Origin of the sequence: Pantoea rwandensis (genome assembly GCF_002095475.1) — a bacterium.
Lineage (GTDB): Bacteria > Pseudomonadota > Gammaproteobacteria > Enterobacterales > Enterobacteriaceae > Pantoea > Pantoea rwandensis.
This window is the reverse complement of the sequence record NZ_MLFR01000026.1, coordinates 41,626-62,105: the sequence shown is the minus strand read 5'-3', so window position 1 is coordinate 62,105 and position 20,480 is coordinate 41,626. Positions and strand designations below refer to the sequence as shown.

At 53.5% G+C, this 20,480-nt stretch carries 20 protein-coding genes and 1 pseudogene; 2 read left to right on the top strand and 19 right to left on the bottom strand.

All coding sequences use genetic code 11. The features are described 5' to 3' along the window. Positions 1-44: 44 nt before the first annotated feature. From HA51_RS20500 to tam, 4 genes are all read right to left on the bottom strand, one after another. Positions 45-560, bottom strand: a complete 516-nt coding sequence (locus HA51_RS20500) for a regulatory protein RecX (protein WP_211282973.1) — start codon at positions 558-560, stop codon at positions 45-47. A 105-nt stretch (positions 561-665) separates the two neighbouring features. After that, positions 666-1,736: a recombinase RecA gene (gene recA, locus HA51_RS20495; RefSeq protein ID WP_084936420.1), complete on the bottom strand. Its 1,071-nt coding sequence runs from the start codon at positions 1,734-1,736 to the stop codon at positions 666-668. A gap of 95 nt (positions 1,737-1,831) precedes the next feature. Continuing rightward, positions 1,832-2,326 (bottom strand): nicotinamide-nucleotide amidase, encoded by a 495-nt coding sequence (gene pncC, locus HA51_RS20490; protein ID WP_084936419.1) that lies wholly within the window; start codon positions 2,324-2,326, stop codon positions 1,832-1,834. Between the two features lie 102 nt (positions 2,327-2,428). Further along, a complete protein-coding gene (gene tam / locus HA51_RS20485) occupies positions 2,429-3,205 on the bottom strand; it encodes a trans-aconitate 2-methyltransferase (RefSeq protein WP_084936418.1) in 777 nt (258 codons plus the stop codon). 165 nt (positions 3,206-3,370) lie between these two features. Between tam and HA51_RS20480 the strand changes: the two genes are divergently transcribed. Beyond that, entirely contained in the window at positions 3,371-4,258 is an 888-nt protein-coding gene (locus HA51_RS20480) for a dihydrodipicolinate synthase family protein (protein ID WP_084936417.1), read from the top strand. 35 nt (positions 4,259-4,293) lie between these two features. On the opposite strand, the gene HA51_RS20475 is transcribed toward HA51_RS20480, so the two are convergent. After that, the gene (locus HA51_RS20475) at positions 4,294-4,626 is read right to left on the bottom strand and encodes a zinc ribbon domain-containing protein YjdM (RefSeq protein WP_084936416.1); all 333 of its coding nucleotides are present in this window, start codon (positions 4,624-4,626) and stop codon (positions 4,294-4,296) included. 86 nt (positions 4,627-4,712) lie between these two features. Next, complete coding sequence (mltB, locus tag HA51_RS20470; RefSeq protein ID WP_084936415.1) at positions 4,713-5,795, bottom strand: lytic murein transglycosylase B; 1,083 nt, start codon at positions 5,793-5,795, stop codon at positions 4,713-4,715. Positions 5,796-6,144: 349 nt separating this feature from the next. Here mltB and mutS point away from each other — a divergent pair. Further along, a pseudogene (gene mutS / locus HA51_RS20465) lies at positions 6,145-8,705 on the top strand (DNA mismatch repair protein MutS). A gap of 113 nt (positions 8,706-8,818) precedes the next feature. Here the strand turns inward: mutS and rpoS are convergent. The 13 genes from rpoS to cysG form a co-directional block, all read right to left on the bottom strand. Beyond that, a complete protein-coding gene (gene rpoS, locus HA51_RS20460) occupies positions 8,819-9,811 on the bottom strand; it encodes an RNA polymerase sigma factor RpoS (protein WP_084936414.1) in 993 nt (330 codons plus the stop codon). A 50-nt stretch (positions 9,812-9,861) separates the two neighbouring features. Next, positions 9,862-10,998 (bottom strand): murein hydrolase activator NlpD, encoded by a 1,137-nt coding sequence (gene nlpD, locus HA51_RS20455; protein WP_084936413.1) that lies wholly within the window; start codon positions 10,996-10,998, stop codon positions 9,862-9,864. A 166-nt stretch (positions 10,999-11,164) separates the two neighbouring features. Next, positions 11,165-11,791: a protein-L-isoaspartate(D-aspartate) O-methyltransferase gene (locus tag HA51_RS20450; RefSeq protein WP_084936412.1), complete on the bottom strand. Its 627-nt coding sequence runs from the start codon at positions 11,789-11,791 to the stop codon at positions 11,165-11,167. Further along, positions 11,785-12,546, bottom strand: a complete 762-nt coding sequence (gene surE / locus HA51_RS20445; RefSeq protein WP_084936439.1) for a 5'/3'-nucleotidase SurE — start codon at positions 12,544-12,546, stop codon at positions 11,785-11,787. The genes HA51_RS20450 and surE overlap by 7 nt, the downstream gene beginning before the upstream one ends. A gap of 227 nt (positions 12,547-12,773) precedes the next feature. Continuing rightward, a complete protein-coding gene (gene truD / locus HA51_RS20440) occupies positions 12,774-13,817 on the bottom strand; it encodes a tRNA pseudouridine(13) synthase TruD (RefSeq protein ID WP_084936411.1) in 1,044 nt (347 codons plus the stop codon). A gap of 2 nt (positions 13,818-13,819) precedes the next feature. Continuing rightward, positions 13,820-14,296, bottom strand: a complete 477-nt coding sequence (ispF, locus tag HA51_RS20435) for a 2-C-methyl-D-erythritol 2,4-cyclodiphosphate synthase (protein ID WP_039330832.1) — start codon at positions 14,294-14,296, stop codon at positions 13,820-13,822. Then, the gene (gene ispD / locus HA51_RS20430) at positions 14,296-15,012 is read right to left on the bottom strand and encodes a 2-C-methyl-D-erythritol 4-phosphate cytidylyltransferase (protein WP_084936410.1); all 717 of its coding nucleotides are present in this window, start codon (positions 15,010-15,012) and stop codon (positions 14,296-14,298) included. Before ispD ends, ispF begins: the two co-directional genes overlap by 1 nt. Positions 15,013-15,015: 3 nt before the next feature. Then, the gene (gene ftsB / locus HA51_RS20425; RefSeq protein ID WP_007893240.1) at positions 15,016-15,333 is read right to left on the bottom strand and encodes a cell division protein FtsB; all 318 of its coding nucleotides are present in this window, start codon (positions 15,331-15,333) and stop codon (positions 15,016-15,018) included. 171 nt (positions 15,334-15,504) lie between these two features. Then, positions 15,505-15,825, bottom strand: coding sequence for a DUF3561 family protein (locus tag HA51_RS20420; RefSeq protein WP_084936409.1), 321 nt, complete (start codon positions 15,823-15,825; stop codon positions 15,505-15,507). A gap of 56 nt (positions 15,826-15,881) precedes the next feature. Further along, positions 15,882-16,487: an adenylyl-sulfate kinase gene (gene cysC, locus HA51_RS20415; protein ID WP_084936408.1), complete on the bottom strand. Its 606-nt coding sequence runs from the start codon at positions 16,485-16,487 to the stop codon at positions 15,882-15,884. Next, positions 16,487-17,914 (bottom strand): sulfate adenylyltransferase subunit CysN, encoded by a 1,428-nt coding sequence (gene cysN / locus HA51_RS20410; RefSeq protein ID WP_084936407.1) that lies wholly within the window; start codon positions 17,912-17,914, stop codon positions 16,487-16,489. Before cysN ends, cysC begins: the two co-directional genes overlap by 1 nt. A 10-nt stretch (positions 17,915-17,924) precedes the next feature. Further along, a complete protein-coding gene (gene cysD / locus HA51_RS20405; protein ID WP_084936406.1) occupies positions 17,925-18,833 on the bottom strand; it encodes a sulfate adenylyltransferase subunit CysD in 909 nt (302 codons plus the stop codon). Positions 18,834-18,842: 9 nt separating this feature from the next. Then, positions 18,843-20,258 (bottom strand): siroheme synthase CysG, encoded by a 1,416-nt coding sequence (gene cysG / locus HA51_RS20400; protein ID WP_084936405.1) that lies wholly within the window; start codon positions 20,256-20,258, stop codon positions 18,843-18,845. Positions 20,259-20,480 lie beyond the last annotated feature (222 nt).

Genomic DNA, 20,480 nt, shown 5'->3' with positions numbered 1-20,480 from the left:
ATAAGATAAATTTTCTTCAGTGGGAAGTAAAATCCCATTGCCTTTCAGCTGTCAAAATTTCTGAAAACGGCCTGAATATCTTCCATCATAAAGCCTTTCGACATTAAAAATCGCTGTACTTTGCTTTTCTCTGCCCACGTTTGTGGCAATGGTTCACCAAACTTGCGCTTTGCCAGGTCGGCGGCGCATTGGCTCCAGTCAATTTCGGTATCCTGAAGAGCCTGATTGATTTCCTCACGGCTGATGCCTTTTTGTTGCAGCTCCATGCGCACACGCTGTGGACCATACCCCTTTCGCGCTCTGCTTTGAATAAAGCGTTCGGTAAAACGCTGGTCGTTGAGCCAGCCATTTTCCTGGCACCAGTCGAGCACTTTTTCCAGTAGCTCATCAGGGATAGGCACGTTTTCTTGTTGCTGCATGTAAGCTGCACGCTGAGACGAAAGCTGCAACTTGCGTTTCAGTTCGTCACGGCTGTGGTCGCGCTGCGATAAGATACGCATGGCACGATCAAGCAAACGGGAAAATGTCGGCACAGATGCCGTTGAGGGTGTTGATGACATAGATTTACCTTGTTCTGACTATTGCGCAGGGTAAAGCAAGAAAGCGATGAGGGAAAGTATGGACGGGGAAAAGCAAACGGGAGCATCGCTGCTCCCGTGGGTATTTTAGAAATCTTCGTTAGTTTCGCTGGCTTCTTCGTATTTATCAGCAGGGGTGTCTGCTGCAGCGGCTCCTGCTGTCGCCCCCGTCAGCAGCAAATCACGCAACTTTTTATCGATTTCGTTGGCGATAGCGGGGTTCTCTTTCAGGAAGTTAGTCGAGTTAGCTTTACCTTGACCAATCTTCTCACCGTTGTAGCTGTACCACGCACCGGCTTTCTCAACCAGTTTGTGTTTCACGCCGAGATCCACCAGCTCACCAAAGGTGTTAATACCTTCGCCGTACATGATCTGGAATTCAGCCTGCTTAAACGGTGCCGCAATTTTATTCTTCACTACTTTCACGCGGGTTTCACTACCCACCACTTCATCACCCTCTTTGATCGCACCGATACGGCGGATATCAAGACGGACAGAAGCGTAGAATTTCAGCGCGTTACCACCGGTAGTGGTTTCTGGGTTACCAAACATCACGCCAATTTTCATACGAATCTGGTTGATGAAGATCAGCAGCGTGTTGGATTGCTTCAGGTTACCCGCCAGCTTACGCATCGCCTGGCTCATCATACGAGCGGCCAGACCCATGTGCGAATCACCGATTTCACCTTCGATTTCTGCTTTAGGTGTCAGAGCTGCCACGGAGTCAACGATGATGACATCAACAGCACCGGAGCGCGCCAGCGCATCACAGATTTCCAGCGCCTGCTCACCGGTATCCGGCTGTGAACACAGCAGGTTATCGATATCTACGCCCAGTTTTTTGGCGTATACCGGGTCAAGTGCGTGTTCAGCATCAATAAAGGCACAGGTTTTACCTTTACGTTGTGCAGCGGCAATAACCTGCAGTGTCAGTGTTGTTTTACCAGAAGACTCTGGTCCGTAAATTTCAACGATACGGCCCATTGGCAAACCGCCAGCGCCCAACGCGATGTCCAGCGACAGTGAACCGGTTGAAATGGTTTCCACATCCATTGAGCGGTCTTCACCCAAGCGCATGATCGAGCCTTTACCAAATTGTTTCTCAATCTGGCCCAGCGCGGCAGCTAAAGCTTTCTGTTTGTTCTCGTCAATCGCCATTTCCACTCCTAAATCATGCTGGGTAAGCCGACATCAGTGTATGCCTGCTCGTTCTGTTGCCGCTAATTATACTGTATGACCATACAGTATCAAGTTTAATTTGTCAGAAATTCATCAAGCAGCGTTTGCAGTGCCCAACAAACCGACTGACGGCGTACCGCTTCACGATCTCCGGCAAAAATTTGCCGCTGCGCAATGATGCGTCCATCCGGTCCTGCGATTGCAAACCAAACGGTGCCAACCGGCTTGTCTGCCGAGCCGCCATCTGGGCCCGCAATACCACTGACCGCGATGCCATATTCGGCCATCGCCGCGCGGCAAGCACCTTGCGCCATTTCGCGCACAGTTTGCTCACTCACCGCACCATACTGCGCCAGCGTCGCGTCTTGTACTCCAACCATCTGCTGTTTCGCTTCATTACTGTAAGTCACAAATCCGCGATCAAACCAGGCTGAGCTACCACTCACATCAGTAAAGACCTTCGCAATCCAGCCTCCGGTACAAGATTCGGCTGCTGTTACGGTCGCCTGGCGTGCTTTCAACTGCTCACCAATGCGAAAAATCAACTGTTGCAACTGTTGGTCGGTCATCGCCTTCTCCTGTTATGGCGCTTCACGTTAGCAATAAATGGTGTGGCGGGAAGCCCTTTTCAACCGCCGCCACACTATTTTGCGACCCTGCTCCCGATGAACTCAGCAAGTTCTCACTGCCACCATAAAGAGTCGTGGGAAGGCCAGCAAAACCTGACCGTTGTGACGAGAGGGATAAGCCGGGAGCAATGACTGATAATAGTCATTGAGGAACTCAGCCTGCTGCGTCTCATCCAACGTGGCGAGAAAAGGACGCAAACCGGTAGCGCGCAGCCAGGTAATAATGCCCTGCGCATCCTCCATTGGGTGATAGTAGGTCGTACGCCAAATATCCACCTGGCAACCTGCATCGCCCAGCAAATCAAAATAGTCTTCGGTAGTCAGCAGCCGTTTACGGTCTGCTGCCTGCGCCGAAATATGCGACTGCCAGCGTTCACTGGCTGCCACTTCACGCATCAGACGATGTGAAGGCTCTTCGAGGTTATCAGGCATTTGCACCGCCAGCGCGCCGCCGATATCCAGTTGATTGACCAGATGCGGCAGTAGCGTTTGGTGGTCAGTCAACCACTGTAAAGAAGCATTGGCGTAAATAACCTGCTGCGGCTGAGATGGCTGCCAGTGGCGAATATCCGCCTGCTGGAAAACGCAAGACGGCAGTCGTTCCTGAGCCTGCTCCAACATCGCTGCTGAGCTATCAATACCGGTAACCTGCGCATCTGGCCACTTTTGCGCCAGTAGTTCGGTACTGTTGCCGGGCCCACAACCAAGGTCAGTGGCAAAATGCACGTGGATAGGGGGAATACGATCTAAGAGTTCACGCGCGGGTCGCGTACGTTCCGATTCGAACTGACGATAAAGTTGAGGATTCCAGTCTTGCATGTCACCGCTCCTGTCTGTCTGAAGAGCATCACACTAACTGCTTTTCGTCTTATCAGGCGAAGAGAAAAGTGCGATACCTCACCTTTTAAAGCTAACTCACTGGTACAAATTGAGCGGGATGATTAAGTTAAAACAACGTTTCATTTTTATAGCAAGGAGCGAGTGATGGCTGCACAACCTTTATTAACGGGCATCTGGTGCCCATCGGTTACCCCTTTTGATCAAAACAACAGGCTGGATATTGATGCACTCGGTCGCCATTTTGCGCGCCTGAGCACATCGGGCATCGATACCTTATTGTTGATGGGCAGCATTGGCGAATTTGCTTCGCTGACTCAGCAAGAAAGGCTGCAACTGATTCGCGAAGCACGTCAACTCTCTCCGCTCACCATGGTGGCAAATGTCTCAAGCACCTGCATTCCGGATATGGTGCAACTCGCCGAAGCCGCCTGGCAAAATGGTTATGATGCGGTAATGGTTTTACCGCCCTACTATTACGGCCAGACGCAAAAGCAGTTGCTCAGCTACTTTAAGGCGCTGGATAAACAATTAGGTGGGAAGTGGTTTGCCTATAATTTCCCGGCGCGCACTGGCTGCGATTTAACACCGGCGCTGGTTGCTGAACTGGCAGCAGAACTGCCACAGTTTATTGGCATTAAAGACACCATGGATTGTCTGTCGCACAATCGGGCTTTGATTGAAGAAACGAAAAAAGTACGCAGCGATTTCAGCGTACTTTCCGGTTATGACGAGTATCTACTGCCGAACTTACTGGCTGGTGGGGCGGGGGTTATTTCTGGGCTGAACAATATTGTGCCAGAGCTCTTTGCCGAGGCGCTGCAAGCATGGCGTGCCAGAGAGTTAGAAAAACTGACTCAGATTCAGCAACGTATTGGTCAACTTATGGCGATTTACACTATCGGCGATGATTTTGTCACCACTATCAAAATCGCCGTCGCACGAAAGTTTAATTCGATGAGCAACCATTCACGCAATTTTGGCGGTGAACTCAGCATGGAACAGTGTGAGGCTGTAGATCGCTTATTGGGGTAAAGGTGCACAGGACGGCCAAAAGCGCCGTCCTGCCATTAGTTCTTTTTCACAAATTCAGATTTCAGCTTCATCGGACCAAAACCATCAATTTTGCAATCGATATTATGGTCACCCTCGACCAAGCGAATGCTTTTCACTTTGGTACCGATTTTCAGAGTTGAAGAACTGCCTTTCACTTTGAGATCTTTAACTACCGTCACGCTGTCGCCATCAGCCAACAGATTGCCGTTGGCATCACGTACCACCAGCCCTTCCGCTGTGGTATCTGCTGCTGACCAAATATGGCCACAAGATGGGCAGTTCAGGTTGTCACCGTCTTGCCAGGTATAATCAGCCTGGCATACAGGACAGGCAGGTAAAGTCGTCATAAGCGTTCCTCAGAAGTCAGCATACGGTGAAGATGGCACCGCAAAAGGGGCGCCATCTTATACCCTTACACTTTACATGGACAGCATTAAAGCATATTGCCCTGACGCGCTTTCGCAACGGCTTCACCCAGTTGCCACACGGCCATCGCATAGTGTGTGCTGTGGTTATAACGTGTGATGACGTAGAAGTTTGGCAAGCCAAACCAATATTGATAGCTGGTGCCAAGATCGAGGCGCAGTAGACTAGCCTGATTATTGCCATCCAGTGAACCTTGCGGCGTCAAACCACTGGCCATCAGCGTATTAACCGGATAGAGCGTTTTGAAGCCATCGTCCAGCCCTGGGGCTTGACCGCTCGCAGGCACCGCAACATTCTCACCCGCACGCCAGCCGTGCTCTTTAAAGTAGTTCGCGACGCTACCGATGGCATCCACCGGATCCCACAAGTTAATATGACCATCGCCGTTAAAATCGACCGCATACTGTTTATAGGAAGACGGCATAAACTGGCCGTAACCCATCGCGCCAGCAAAGGAACCGCGGAGATCCAACGGATCATCCTGTTCTGTCCGCGCCATTAACAAGAAGGTTTCCAGCTCGCTGCTGAAATAAGCGGCACGGCGAGGGTAGTTGAAGGATAAGGTTGCCAGCGCATCCAGCAGACGCGTTTTACCCATCACCCGGCCCCAGCGCGTTTCGACACCGATAATACCGACAATGATTTCAGGCGGAACACCATAAACTTGCTGGGCGCGCTGCAATGCATCCTGGTATTGGTTCCAGAACGCCACACCATTCTGCACATTATCTGGCGTGATAAATTTGTTGCGATAGCGAATCCACGCGCCATTAGGTCCGGCTGGCGGTGTATAGCTTGGCGCCTGCTGATCCATCAAACGCAGCACGTAGTCCAGACGCTTTGCCTGGCCAATCACGGCATGCAACTGGTCGCGGTTGAAACCGTGTTTTGCCACCATTTGATCAATAAACTGTTCAGCCGCCGGATTACCGGCGAAATCGCCAAACATCGGCTGAACGGCGTGTGAAGGTTCCAGTAAAAAACCACCTTTGGGTGCAGGCACAACGGCGGATTGCTGCTGGGGTGCAGGCTTACTGCTGCAGGCAGCAAGCAGGGCAATAAGTGGAAGAAAAGCAACCTTGAAACGCATTAGATATCCATAAGCCAGATGAAACCGGAAGCCCACATGGTAATCGTTCATCCATGTGGGATACAGAGTAATATCTTAAAATCCCGCCGCTTTTCGCCGATTTCAGTGGGTTGCAGCACAAATTTGCGAAACAGCTCTGCACTTAAGCTTTATCACGAAATTTTACTTTTTACCCCTTATCGCAATTTGTTAAGGTCGGCAGCCAGAAACCCTCGCTGGCGGATGAAGGTCATCGGGCAAAAATGTTAACATCTGTACTTTGGTTGTCCGCCTACAGGATAACGCAACAAGCTGGCTGGCAAGATCCGGCTGATAATAATCAAAAGAGTCAACTTTGAGTGAAAACGAGATGAAAGGAGCAGCGCAAATGGACTTTACAGGCCATACGCCCATGATGCAGCAATATCTGCGCCTAAAGGCCGACCATCCCGACATCCTGCTGTTTTATCGCATGGGCGATTTTTACGAGCTGTTCTATGACGACGCCAGACGTGCTTCACAGCTGCTTGAGATCTCACTCACCAAACGCGGCGCATCAGCCGGTGAACCCATTCCCATGGCGGGTGTGCCTTACCACGCGGTTGAAGGCTATCTGGCGAAGCTGGTACAGCTCGGTGAATCTGTCGCGATCTGCGAGCAGATTGGCGACCCGGCACTGAGCAAAGGCCCAGTAGAACGTAAAGTCGTTCGCATTGTGCGCCCGGCACCATCAGTGATGAGGCGCTGTTGCAAGAGCGTCAGGATAACCTGCTTGCGGCCATCTTCCAGAGCCAGCGCGGTTTTGGCTATGCCACACTGGATATCAGCTCCGGGCGCTTTCGCCTCAGTGAACCTGCTGACCAAGAGACCATGGCAGCAGAACTGCAGCGTACCAATCCGGCTGAGCTGCTCTACCCTGAAGATCTTCAGGCTATGGCGTTGATTGATCAGCGTCGTGGCCTGCGCCGCCGCCCGCTGTGGGAATATGAAATCGACACCGCCCGCCAGCAATTGAATCTGCAATTTGGTACGCGTGACCTCAGCGGTTTTGGTGTTGAGCAGGCACATCTGGCACTGCGCGCAGCGGGTTGTCTACTGCAGTATGTCAAAGACACACAGCGCACCTCCTTGCCACATATCCGTTCGCTAAGCATGGAGCGTCAGCAGGATAGCGTCATCATGGATGCGGCAACCCGTCGTAATCTGGAGATTACCCAGAACCTCGCGGGTGGGATCGAAAATACGCTAGCGGCGGTGTTGGATAAAACCGTCACGCCGATGGGCAGCCGTATGCTGAAACGCTGGCTGCATATGCCGCTGCGTGATGTCACCACGATCGGTCGTCGACAGGAGTCGATTGCCGAACTGCAATCGCTTAGCCAAGAACTGCAGCCGGTGCTGCGTCAGGTCGGTGACCTCGAGCGTATTCTGGCGCGTCTGGCGCTGCGCACCGCTCGCCCGCGTGATTTGGCGCGTATGCGCCATGCCTTCCAGCAGTTACCCGAGCTTAATCAGCAGCTTGAGGAAGTGGAAGCCACTCAGCTGAGCAATCTTCGCGCGCAGATGGGGGATTTCACTGAATTACGCGAGCTGCTTGAGCAAGCGGTGATTGAGTCGCCGCCGGTGCTGGTTCGTGACGGTGGCGTGATAGCACCAGGTTACAATGCCGAACTGGATGAGTGGCGCGCGCTCGCTGATGGTGCCACTGATTATCTCGATCGTCTGGAAATCCGTGAGCGTGAAAAACTGGGTCTAGATACCCTAAAAGTCGGTTTTAACGCCATTCATGGCTACTACATTCAGGTTAGCCGTGGTCAGAGCCATCAGGTGCCAATTCATTATGTGCGCCGTCAGACGTTGAAGAATGCCGAACGCTACATCATTCCAGAACTTAAAGAGTATGAAGATAAAGTTCTGACCTCAAAAGGCAAAGCGCTGGCGCTGGAAAAAGGGCTTTATGAGGAATTGCTGGATCGTTTAATGCCACACCTTGAAGCACTGCAACTCAGTGCTGCTGCGCTAGCGGAGTTGGATGTGTTGGCAAACCTCGCGGAGAGGGCTTGGACGTTAAATTATTGCCGTCCTGTATTGCAGGAAAAAGCTGGAATCCGTATCACGGCTGGACGCCATCCGGTGGTAGAACAGGTGTTAAAAGAACCGTTCATTGCTAACCCCTTGTCGCTTTCTCACCAGCGTCGCATGCTGATTATTACCGGCCCTAACATGGGCGGTAAAAGTACCTATATGCGCCAAACTGCGCTTATCGCGCTTATGGCATGGATTGGCAGTTATGTACCAGCAGAGGAGACGGTGATCGGCCCTATTGACCGTATCTTCACACGCGTTGGCGCGGCCGATGACCTGGCTTCTGGACGTTCAACCTTTATGGTTGAGATGACGGAAACAGCCAACATTCTGCATAACGCCACCGAAAATAGTCTGGTGTTGATGGATGAGATTGGACGCGGTACTTCAACCTATGACGGCCTGTCACTGGCGTGGGCCTGTGCAGAAAGTCTGGCCAATCGCATCAAAGCCATGACGCTGTTTGCGACACACTACTTTGAACTCACCACTCTGCCAGAGAAAATGGAAGGCGTGGTGAATGTTCACCTGGATGCAGTCGAGCATGGTGATACCATTGCCTTTATGCACAGCGTACAAGATGGTGCAGCCAGCAAGAGTTACGGCTTGGCTGTCGCAGCGCTGGCGGGGGTGCCGAAGGATGTGATTAAACGTGCGCGCAATAAGCTGAAGGAGCTGGAGGCATTGTCTGGCAATTCTGCGACCTCCACCGTGGAAGGCTCACAAATGCAGCTGTTAGTGGCAGAGACCTCACCCGCGGTCGATGCACTGGAAGCGCTTGACCCGGATAGCCTGACGCCGAAGCAAGCACTGGAATGGATTTACCGCCTTAAAACATTGGTCTAGTTTATGACTAATGAGCGGCGAGCAATGACGCCGCTCATTAGCGTAACATCCAGATCGCGTACATAAAAAAACGGTGACCCAAGGGTCACCGTTTTTTTATTGCCGGTTAAGGCTTATTCACGAAACAGTGCTTCAATATTAAGGCCCTGAGTCTGCAAAATTTCACGCAGACGGCGCAGACCTTCAACCTGAATCTGACGGACACGTTCACGGGTCAACCCGATTTCACGGCCTACATCTTCCAGCGTTGCCGCTTCATAGCCTAACAGACCGAAACGACGCGCCAGCACTTCACGCTGCTTGGCATTCAATTCAAACAACCACTTAACGATGCTTTGTTTCATATCATCGTCCTGCGTGGTGTCTTCCGGGCCATTGTCTTTCTCATCGGCCAGGATATCCAGCAGCGCTTTTTCGGAATCTCCACCGAGCGGTGTATCAACCGAAGTAATACGCTCGTTGAGACGCAGCATACGGCTTACGTCATCAACCGGCTTGTCTAACTGCTCAGCGATCTCTTCAGCACTTGGCTCATGATCAAGCTTGTGCGAAAGCTCACGCGCGGTACGCAGGTAAACATTCAACTCTTTAACGATGTGGATCGGCAGACGAATGGTTCGGGTTTGATTCATGATCGCCCGTTCAATCGTTTGACGAATCCACCAGGTAGCATAGGTCGAGAAACGGAACCCACGTTCTGGGTCAAACTTCTCCACGGCACGAATCAAGCCGAGATTACCCTCTTCAATCAGATCCAACAGTGCCAGACCACGATTGCTGTAGCGACGGGCAATCTTCACTACCAAGCGTAAATTACTTTCAATCATGCGGCGGCGAGAAGGAATGTCACCACGTAGAGCACGACGAGCGAAGAACACTTCTTCTTCCGCCGTCAGTAGTGGAGAGTAACCGATCTCACCAAGGTAAAGCTGCGTCGCATCCAAAACGCGTTGCGTCGCACCCTGTGACAACAGCTCTTCTTCAGCTACTTCGCTATCACTAGGTTCGTTCTCAACGAGAGCCTTCTCATCAAAAACCTCAGCTCCGTTCTCCTCGAATTCCGCATCTTCATGTAACTCGTTAACTTTCAGCGTATTCTGGTTCATAAGCGGCTCCTACCCGTGATCCAAGGGCAGAACACCAAGGTTCTGCCGGATTATCGCTGCGGTAAATAACGCAACGGGTTTACGGATTTCCCCTTGTAACGAATTTCAAAATGTAATCTTACCGAACTGGTTCCGGTACTACCCATGGTAGCGATTTTTTGCCCCGCCTTAACTTCCTGTTGTTCCCGAACCAGCATGGAATCGTTATGGGCGTAAGCACTCAGGTAATCATCATTGTGTTTGATGATGATTAAATTACCGTACCCACGGAGCGCGTTGCCTGCGTATACCACCCTTCCTGAAGCAGTGGCGACAACAGGTTGTCCACGCGAACCGGCGATATCGACACCTTTATTTCCGCCTTCCGCAGCGGAGAAGTTATCGATGATCTTCCCATCAGTCGGCCAACGCCAGCTTCCCACTGGTGTTGTGCTATTACTCGTGCTGCTGACTGTAGGCGGTGCGGTAACCGGAGCTGTGGTCGTTGCCACATTATTTGCCCCTTTCGACGGCAGCATTTTTCCGCCTGTCGAACCCGAATCATCAGAATACGTAATAACAGGTTGCTGTGCAACAGGGGCTGATTTAATTTGCGTCTGATTGGATGCAACCGGCACCCCGCCCTGCGTGGCGTCCGCTGCGGTTATTGCATTACCGCCGGTAATAGTCTGGCCATTACCGTTGCCAACCTGCAGGACTTGCCCAGCTTCCAAGCCATACGGGGCCGGGACGTTATTGCGTTGAGCCAGGTCACGGAAGTCATTGCCGGTAATCCAGGCTATGTAGAAGAGCGTATCACCGCGCTTAACGGTGTAAGTTTCACCACCGTAACTGCCTTTAGGAATATTCCCATAATTACGGTTGTACACGATGCGACCATTTTGCGTGGTCACATTATTATTGCCACTAACCATTCCACCGGAGGGTGCAGATGATGATGTACCACCGCTTAACATTCCGCCTTGCGGCATAGCTGGCACTGTACTGTTCTGCGAAGAAAGCATGCCTCCATTCGGCGTAGAAGACATTCCGCCACCTGAAGACATACCGCTGTCCGCACCGCCGCCGCCAATCTGGCTAATGGGAGCCTGTGTGTTGTCGCTTGAGCTACAACCCGCCAGCCAAAAACCTACCAGTGAAAGTGCCGCCAAACGGCGTAATTGAAATACTGTGCTTCCCGTGCTCATTGATCCCCCGTTATGGCAATCCTGGATAAAACTGTATGACCGCGAAAACCGCATTTTTCACTACTTCAGACGTAGAAAGCGGTCTTTCGCATTGATTAACAAGGATAGTAACAATATCAACTGCGCCGTGCCATGTAACAGTTGTGAAGATTTACGTAGCGACGGCTCAGGCCAGATCGCCCTGAACTAAGGGCACAAAGCGGACGGGCTCAATGATTTCTTCAATACATTCATTGCCCTGACGACGCAGGCGTTTTAAAACCTGCTGATCTTCACCCACTGGCAGCACCATTCTGCCACCTTCTCTTAATTGCGCTATCAGCGCAGTCGGAATTTCAGGAGGGGCAGCAGTGACAATAATAGCGTCGAACGGACCACGTGCAGCCCATCCTTGCCATCCGTCGCCATGACGAGTGGAGATATTATGCAGATCGAGTTGTTTAAGCCGGCGCTTAGCCTGCCACTGCAACCCCTTGATACGCTCCACAGAATAAACGTGGTTAACAAGATGCGCTAGAATGGCTGTTTGATAGCCAGAACCGGTACCAATTTCGAGCACGCGCGATTCTGGAGTCAGCTCCAACAGGGACGTCATTCGGGCGACCATGTAAGGCTGTGAAATCGTCTGCCCCTTGCCAATAGGCAGTGCAACGTTCTCCCAGGCTTTATGCTCAAACGCCTCATCGATAAAGCGTTCGCGGGGCACATCAGCGATGGCTTTTAACAGATGCTCATCGTGGATGCCCTGCGCGCGCAGTTGCTCCAACAGCGTTTCGATGCGGCGATTTACCATGCCAAATTCACCTCTGCCTGGGTCAACCAGTCTTCCAAGACGTCCTGCGCCGCGTGTGCGGTGAGATCGACATGTAAAGCAGTGATCGAGACATAGCCAGCATCAACGGCGGCGAAATCGGTATCAGGACCTGCATCGAGTTTTTCTCCCGGTGGACCAATCCAGTAAAGAGTATGGCCACGTGGGTCTTCGGTACAGATCACTTTATCAGCAGGATGGCGGCTACCACAGCGGGTGACACGGAAGCCTTTGATTTCCGATAGCGGTAAATCGGGTACGTTAATGTTGAGGATTCGCCCGGTTCGCAGAGGGGCCCGCGACAGCGCGCGCAATAACGTGCAGGTGACTACCGCGGCGGTAGCATAATGCTCATGGCCATTCAGGGAGACGGCCAGTGCGGGCAGCCCCAAATGACGACCTTCCATCGCTGCGGCAACGGTTCCAGAGTAGATGACGTCATCCCCCAGATTCGGTCCGGCATTGATACCTGAAACCACAATATCCGGGCGCGGCTGCATCAGTTTGTTCACCCCAAGAAACACACAGTCAGTGGGAGTCCCCATCTGTACAGCGATATCGCCATTTTCATGGGTAAAGGTGCGTAGCGGCGTTTCCAGCGTCAGAGAATTTGATGCCCCACTACGATTACGATCGGGTGCGACAACCTGCACATCAGCAAACTCACGCAGTGCGCGAGCTAACGTCTGAATACCGGGAGCATGAATTCCATCGTCGTTGCTGAGCAATATCCGCATCTGTTCCTGACCTTTGTTCATTCAACTGGCTCTCGCTCCACCCAGCAGCCATGCGTTCTGGTGCCTTTGAAAGGGAAACGGGCGAAACAAGGATCTTTGCATTCTAGCGGTGAGGCGCGGGAAGTGGTAGACGTAAATCACGGAACTTCCGACGTTTGCCGCAACATTGCGCAGCCTAAGCATGAGTTGACCCGGCGTTTAAGCCGGGTGATGAGGCGGTAAAAAACTTATTCGTCACCGATGGGCGCAGCCGCCCCGTTGCTCAGCAGCTCACGCACAACGCTGGTGGCAAAGCTGCCAGCAGGTAGCCAGAACTGCATCTCCAGCGTGACGTCATCCCACCAGCTCCAGTTCAGATCTTTCGGCACCACCAGCATGGCACGGCGGGCAGCATCAACACGCTCTCGCTCGAGCAACGCCAGTAGTTCTGTCGCCGGGGCCAGCGTGCTCTGTTCGAACACCAGCGCCTCACCTTGAGGGCCTAATTCGCCACGTCCCGCCAGTGGTGCGGTGATACGCAATCCGTGATTATTCACTCGCTGTTGCAACTCGGGTAACTCTTCCGCCTGTGCGACAAACCAACTGCCACGCCCGGCCAACTGCAATGCATCACCCACTTGCACGCGATCAAGCGCGCCATCACGCTGCAAACGCGCGCTAGTCACCTGATTGAACAGTTGACTGCGTGCAGCGGAAAGTAAGATGCCTTTCATGCTGCGATCGCGTGGACGGAATTTCTCTTCAGCCCACAATGTTGCCTGTGTCAGGTTATTCCCGCCACGGCCAAAACGTTGTTCACCAAAGTAGTTAGGTACGCCGCTTTGCTGGATGCGCTGCAAGCGCCCTTCTACCTCGGTGCGATCGGAAATCTGACGTACGATTAAACGGAACGCATTTCCCGCCAGCGCACCGGTGCGTAATTTACGCTTGTGGCGGATCACCTGCAGAATTTCCACGCCTTCCAACTGGAAGCCCGCCAGATTTGGCATTGCGTTTCCCGGCACGCGGAAACACAGCGTCTGCTCGGTCACCGCATGGCGATCCTTCATACCGGCATAACTCATATCGCGCTGATGTATGCCGAGGAATTTAGCGATAGCTTCAGCGACAAAGCGGGTGTTGCAGCCTATTTTGCGGATGCGTACTAACAGCTGCTCGCCCTCACCATCATAGGGATAGCCGAGGTCTTCAATCACCACGAAATCTTCGGGATTGGCCTTAATCACGCCGGTAGCGCTCGGGACGCCATGCAGGTAAAGCAGTTCACTCATACTTAATCTGCCTTCACCAGTAACGCCACCGCCTCACAGGCGATGCCTTCGCCACGACCCGTAAAGCCGAGCTTTTCGGTGGTGGTGGCTTTCACATTGACATCATCCATATGGCAACCGAGATCTTCTGCGATGTTGACGCGCATCTGCGGCACATGCGGCAGCATTTTCGGCGCCTGCGCAATGATGGTGACGTCAACGTTGCCAATGCGATAGCCTTTCAGCTGGATACGGCGCCAGGCTTCGCGCAGCAAGCCACGGCTATCCGCCCCTTTGAAGGCCGGATCGGTGTCCGGGAACAGCTTGCCGATATCGCCCATCGCCACCGCACCCAGCAGCGCATCCGTCAGCGCATGCAGCGCCACATCGCCATCTGAGTGGGCAATAAAACCGTGTTCGAAGGGAATACGCACCCCGCCAATCACTAACGGACCTTCGCCGCCAAAAGCGTGAACGTCAAAACCGTGACCGATACGCATCATGCGCTCTCCTTTAACTGAATCTGGGTTAGATAGAAGGCCGCCAGCGCCAGATCTTCTGGCCGCGTCACCTTAATGTTGTCGCTGCGCCCGCTCACCAACTCGGGGTGATAGCCACAGTACTCCAGCGCCGACGCTTCATCGGTAATGGTAGCGCCTTCATTGAGTGCACGCGTTAAACACGCCGTCAGCAGTTGATGCGGAAAAAATTGCGGCGTCAGCGCGTGCCACAAATCTTCACGCTCCACAGTGTGCGCAATCGCCGTTTTACCGGGCTCAGCGCGCTTCATGGTGTCACGCACCGGCGCCGCCAGAATCGCCCCGACTTTACTGTGCTCGCGCACTGCCAGTAGTCGTGCCAGGTCATCCGGATGTAAACATGGGCGCGCGGCATCGTGCACCAGCACCCATTCACTGTGTTTAATGGCTTGTAATCCTGCTAGCACTGACTCGGCACGCGTATCGCCACCCGTCACACGCAGCACGCGTGAATCCTGCGCCAGTGGCAACGAATCAAACCAACCATCATCAGGACTGATTGGCACGATCACTTGCTTAACAGCAGGATGCGCCAGTAAGCGCGCGACGCTGTGTTCAAGAAGGGTAAATTCGCCGATGGTGAGATATTGTTTCGGGCAGGCAGCCTGCATACGGCTGCCGACACCCGCGGCTGGCACCACGGCAATCACGTCCGCGAGGGAAGAGAGGTTGTTCATGGCTTATCGTTGTTGGTTTTGCGCAGCTTGTTGCGCGTTACGTTTGTTCTGGTCTGGCACCAGGCGATAGAAAGTCTCACCGGGCTTAATCATGCCCAGTTCATTACGTGCGCGTTCCTCGATCGCTTCTGAGCCGCCATTGAGATCGTCAATTTCGGCAAATAACTGATCGTTACGCGCTTTTAATTTGGCGTTATTCGCCTGTTGTGACGCGACGTCTTCGTTGACGCGCGTATAGTCATGGATACCGTTCTTACCCAGCCACAGGGAATATTGAAGCCATCCCAGCAGCACGAGCAACAGTAACGTCAGTTTTCCCATCCCCGCCCCCTGAAAAACGGCCCAATCATCCCATAACTTCGCACAGGACTCCACAGTGACAGCGAAAATGGCGCGGACTGAGAATTGTCTGCACAAATAATGGCAGCATTTAGCGGGAGACAGCAGGTAAAGTTTTGTAACCTGCCGATGCGTTTGCACATCAGGATCGGATTACCAACCCGAGAGAAATGAGAACAACAGCCAGAACAAGCACACAACCACAATCGCGGTGATCACCCCACTCCAGAACAAGTGCCCACGAATCATTAAGCTCAGTACGATACCAATCAGGACCGAAACCGGTAACAGCGCGAGAAAGAATGGCCAAGTGTAGAGGAAGAAGAACAGCGTGTTGGAGCCGTAGAGCATGAACGGAATCGCCAGCGCGCACCAGTACGAGAGAAAGCCAATCACGCCGCCCGGTAACGATGAGCGAGACTCATCCGGGGTGCGTTCATCTTTGCGTGCCAGCATGGGGGTTACGTTCTGCATAGAGATCCTGTTGACGCTAAAAAGCGGCAAACCTAACGAGATTTGCCGCTGTCGGTTCAGGATCTGATGATATCGCGGTGGCGCAGGAGGTCTAACAATTGGGCAGTCAAGTTTGTAACTAATTGTTCGCCATCTAAGTGAATTTCCGGCGCGTCTGGCGCCTCATAAACGCTGTCGATACCGGTAAAATTGCGCAGCTCACCAGCACGTGCTTTTTTATACAAACCTTTGGGGTCGCGCGCTTCGCACACGGCCAACGGCGTATCGACAAACACTTCGACAAACTGCCCGGCACCGAGCAAATCACGCACCATCTGACGTTCCGCGCGATGCGGCGAGATAAAGGCGGTTAATACCACTAAACCAGCATCCACCATCAGTTTCGCCACTTCGCCCACGCGCCGGATGTTCTCTTTACGATCGTCATCGCTGAAGCCGAGGTCACGGCATAAGCCGTGACGCACGTTATCACCATCCAGCAAATAAGTACTGACACCGGCGCGATGCAGCGCCTGCTCCAGCGCGCCGGCCACCGTGGATTTTCCCGAGCCTGACAGCCCGGTAAACCACAGCACCACGCCTTGATGGCCGTGCTGTTGTTCCCGCTCTTCACGCGTCACCGGATGGTCATGCCACACCACGTTTTCGTCGTGTTGGGCCATTACTTACCACCCAGCAGGTCGCGCGCATTCCAGTGTGGGAAATGACGACGCACCAGTGCATTCAACTCCAGCTCAAATTCGCTAAATTGGCTGGCTTGCCCACGCGTATCAGTCAGTGGTTGATTGATCATCCCCGCACCGACCGTGACATTGCTCAGACGATCGATAAAGATCATCCCGCCTGTGACCGGGTTCTGGCGATACGCATCCAGCACCATCGGTTCGTCAAACGTGATCTCAACCAAACCAATACCGTTCAATGGCAGGCTCTCTACTGCACGTTTTTCCAGCGTATTGATCTCCACCTGATGGATGATCTTTTCCACGCGGCCGCGCGCTTTCTTGCCCGCGATCTTCACTTCGTAGCTCTGACCCGGCTGTAGCGGCTGTTCTGCCATCCACACCACATCAACGGTGGCAGACTGCACCGCTTGCAACTCGGCGGCGGCATCGACCAGCAGGTCGCCACGGCTGATGTCGATCTCATCTTTCAACACCAGCGTGATGGCTTCACCCGCTCCCGCTTCCTGCAGGTCACCGTCAAAGGTCACAATGCGCGAAATGGTTGACTCGACACCGGACGGCAGAACTTTCACACGCTGTCCCACCTGCACCGCGCCCGAGGCCAGCGTACCGGCATAGCCACGGAAATCGAGATTAGGGCGGTTCACGTACTGCACCGGGAAACGCATCGGCTGATGATCCACCACGCGGTTCAGTTCCACAGTTTCCAGCACATCCAGCAGCGTTGGGCCGCTGTACCACGGCATGGTGACGCTCGGCGTGGCGACGTTATCGCCTTCCAGCGCAGACATCGGTACAAAGCGGATATCGAGATCTTCCGGCAGCTGACCCGCGAAATCGAGGTAAGACTGTTTGATCTGCTCGTAGGTTTCTTGCTTGTAATCCACCAAATCCATCTTATTGATGGCGACCACCAGGTGCTTGATGCCCAGCAGCGTGGAGATAAAGCTGTGACGACGCGTTTGATCCAGCACGCCTTTACGCGCATCGATCAGCAGAATCGCCAGATCACAGGTGGACGCACCGGTCGCCATGTTACGGGTGTACTGCTCATGTCCTGGCGTGTCTGCGATGATGAATTTGCGTTTCTCAGTGGAGAAATAGCGATACGCCACGTCGATGGTGATGCCCTGCTCGCGCTCGGCCTGCAAGCCGTCCACCAGCAGTGCCAGATCGAGCTTCTCGCCTTGGGTGCCGTGGCGTTTGCTGTCATTGTGCAGCGAAGAGAGCTGATCTTCATAAATCTGACGGGTGTCATGCAGCAGGCGACCAATCAGCGTACTTTTGCCGTCGTCGACGCTACCGCAGGTCAGGAAACGCAGCAGGCTTTTATGTTGTTGCGCGGTCAGCCAGGCTTCTACGCCGCCCTGATCGGCAATCTGTTGTGCAATTACGGTATTCATCTGCGTCTCCTTAGAAATAACCCTGACGTTTTTTCATTTCCATCGAACCGGCCTGGTCGCGGTCAATCATGCGCCCCTGGCGTTCACTGGTGGTGGAGACCAGCATCTCTTCAATAATTTCAGGCAGCGTTTGTGCTTCGGATTCCACCGCGCCGGTCAGCGGCCAGCAGCCGAGAGTACGGAATCGCACCATACGCTGTTTGATCTCTTCGCCTGGCTGTAGATCAATACGATCGTCATCAATCATCATCAGCATGCCATCGCGCTCCAACACCGGGCGCGGTGCCGCAAGGTACAGCGGCACGATTTCGATGTTTTCCAGGAAGATGTACTGCCAGATATCCAGCTCGGTCCAGTTGGAGAGCGGGAACACGCGAATACTTTCGCCTTTGTTAATCTGACCGTTATAGTTATGCCACAGCTCTGGACGCTGATTTTTTGGATCCCAACGATGGAAACGATCGCGGAACGAGTAGATACGCTCTTTGGCGCGCGACTTCTCTTCGTCACGGCGTGCGCCACCGAAGGCGGCATCAAAACCGTATTTATTCAGCGCCTGCTTAAGGCCCTCGGTTTTCATGATGTCGGTATGTTTGGCGCTGCCGTGGACGAACGGGTTGATGCCCATCGCCACGCCTTCCGGATTACGGTGCACCAGCAACTCGGCACCCATGTTTTTCACGGTGCGATCGCGGAACTCGTACATTTCGCGGAATTTCCAGCCGGTATCAACGTGCAGCAGCGGAAATGGCAGCGTGCCCGGATAGAAGGCTTTGCGCGCCAGATGCAGCATCACCGAGGAGTCTTTCCCGATGGAGTACATCATCACCGGATTGCTGAACTCGGCCGCCACCTCGCGGATGATATGGATACTCTCTGCCTCGAGTTGGCGCAGATGAGTAAGACGATTTTGGTCCATAATTTTTCCTCAAGCCAAATTGACAACGGCGGACTCGCGAGCCCCCTGCTGTGCCGAATATTGGAACCAGGCTAATTGCCCGTGCAAATTCACCACTTCACCCACCACAATCAGGGCCGGTGTGGGCGCGGCAACCGCCAGCGCCTCAAGCTGATCTAAAGTACCGGTCAGCACTTGTTGATTCTGACGCGTGCCGCAGCCAATCACTGCCACCGGCGTCGAGGCCACGCGTCCATGTTTGATAAGGCCCGCCGCAATTTCTGCCGCTTTCAACGTGCCCATGTAAATCGCTAATGTCTGACGCGCACGTGCCAGTGTCGGCCAGTCAATGCCTTCGCTATCACTGCGTAAGTGGCCGGTGACAAACAGTACGCTCTGCGCGTGGTCGCGATGAGTTAACGGAATCCCGGCATAGGCCGTTGCACCCGCCGCCGCGGTAATGCCCGGCACCACTTGGAACGGAATGCCCGCCGCTTTCGCCGCCTGCAGCTCTTCGCCGCCGCGACCAAAGATAAAGGGGTCGCCGCCTTTCAGACGCACCACGCGTTTACCCTGCTGCGCCAGCTCGACCAGCATGGCATTGGTCTCTTCCTGAGAAACGGAGTGCGCACCGGCACGCTTGCCGACGCAGATACGATCGGCATCGCGACGCACCAGTTCCAGCACTTCGTCGCTCACCAGATGGTCATATAGCACCACATCCGCCAGCTGCATCACCTGTAAGCCACGCAGTGTCAGCAAACCGCTGTCACCCGGACCCGCGCCCACCAAGGTGATTTCACCCTGATTGTCGCTGTCGTTCTCTAATTCATGATCCAGCGTACGGCGAGCTTCGTTGACGTTGCCAGCCGACATTTGGCTGGCGAACAGACCGTTAAACGCCCGCTCCCAGAAGCGACGACGTTCTGACATGCTGCGGTAACGCTGTTTGACCTTGTCACGCCACTGCCCCGCCACTTCGGCCATCTGGCCCAGGTTGGCGGGCAAGAGCGCCTCGATTTTTTCACGCAGCAAACGCGCGAGTACCGGCGCGGTACCACTGGAGGAGATCGCTACCACCAGCGGAGAGCGGTCAACAATAGAAGGGAAGATAAAACTGCACTTTGGCTGATCGTCCACGACGTTAACCAGCTTGTGGCGCGCGTTGGCGGCATCAAACACCTGCGCATTAAGCGCGTTATCATCAGTGGCAGCGATCACTAAAAACACGCCATCCAACTGTTGGGGTTCGAAGCGGTGCGCGATCCATTCAATCGCGTCGATTTCCAGCAGCGCCTGCAACTCATGGCCGAGGTCGCGCGCTGCTACCAGCACGCGCGCACCGGCACGACGCAGCAGTTCGATTTTACGCGCCGCGATTTCACCACCGCCAACAACCAGCACCGGACGGTTTTTGAGATCGGCAAAGAGAGGCAGATAATCCACGTTAACCTTGTTAGTTTTACAATAAGTTAACGCGACTATACGTCCCTGCCTTCTGGCAGATGAAATTACGAATTGGCATTAGTAGTTACCGAATGGAATAACGCCCCAGGATTGCTGATAACAATTTGTGCTTAACAAATGATATTGCTGGTGTTTCGGAGCAATTCAAATTGTGCAATCGCGGTCACAGTTTCATACTAACTCGGAATTTTTTTAGCATCA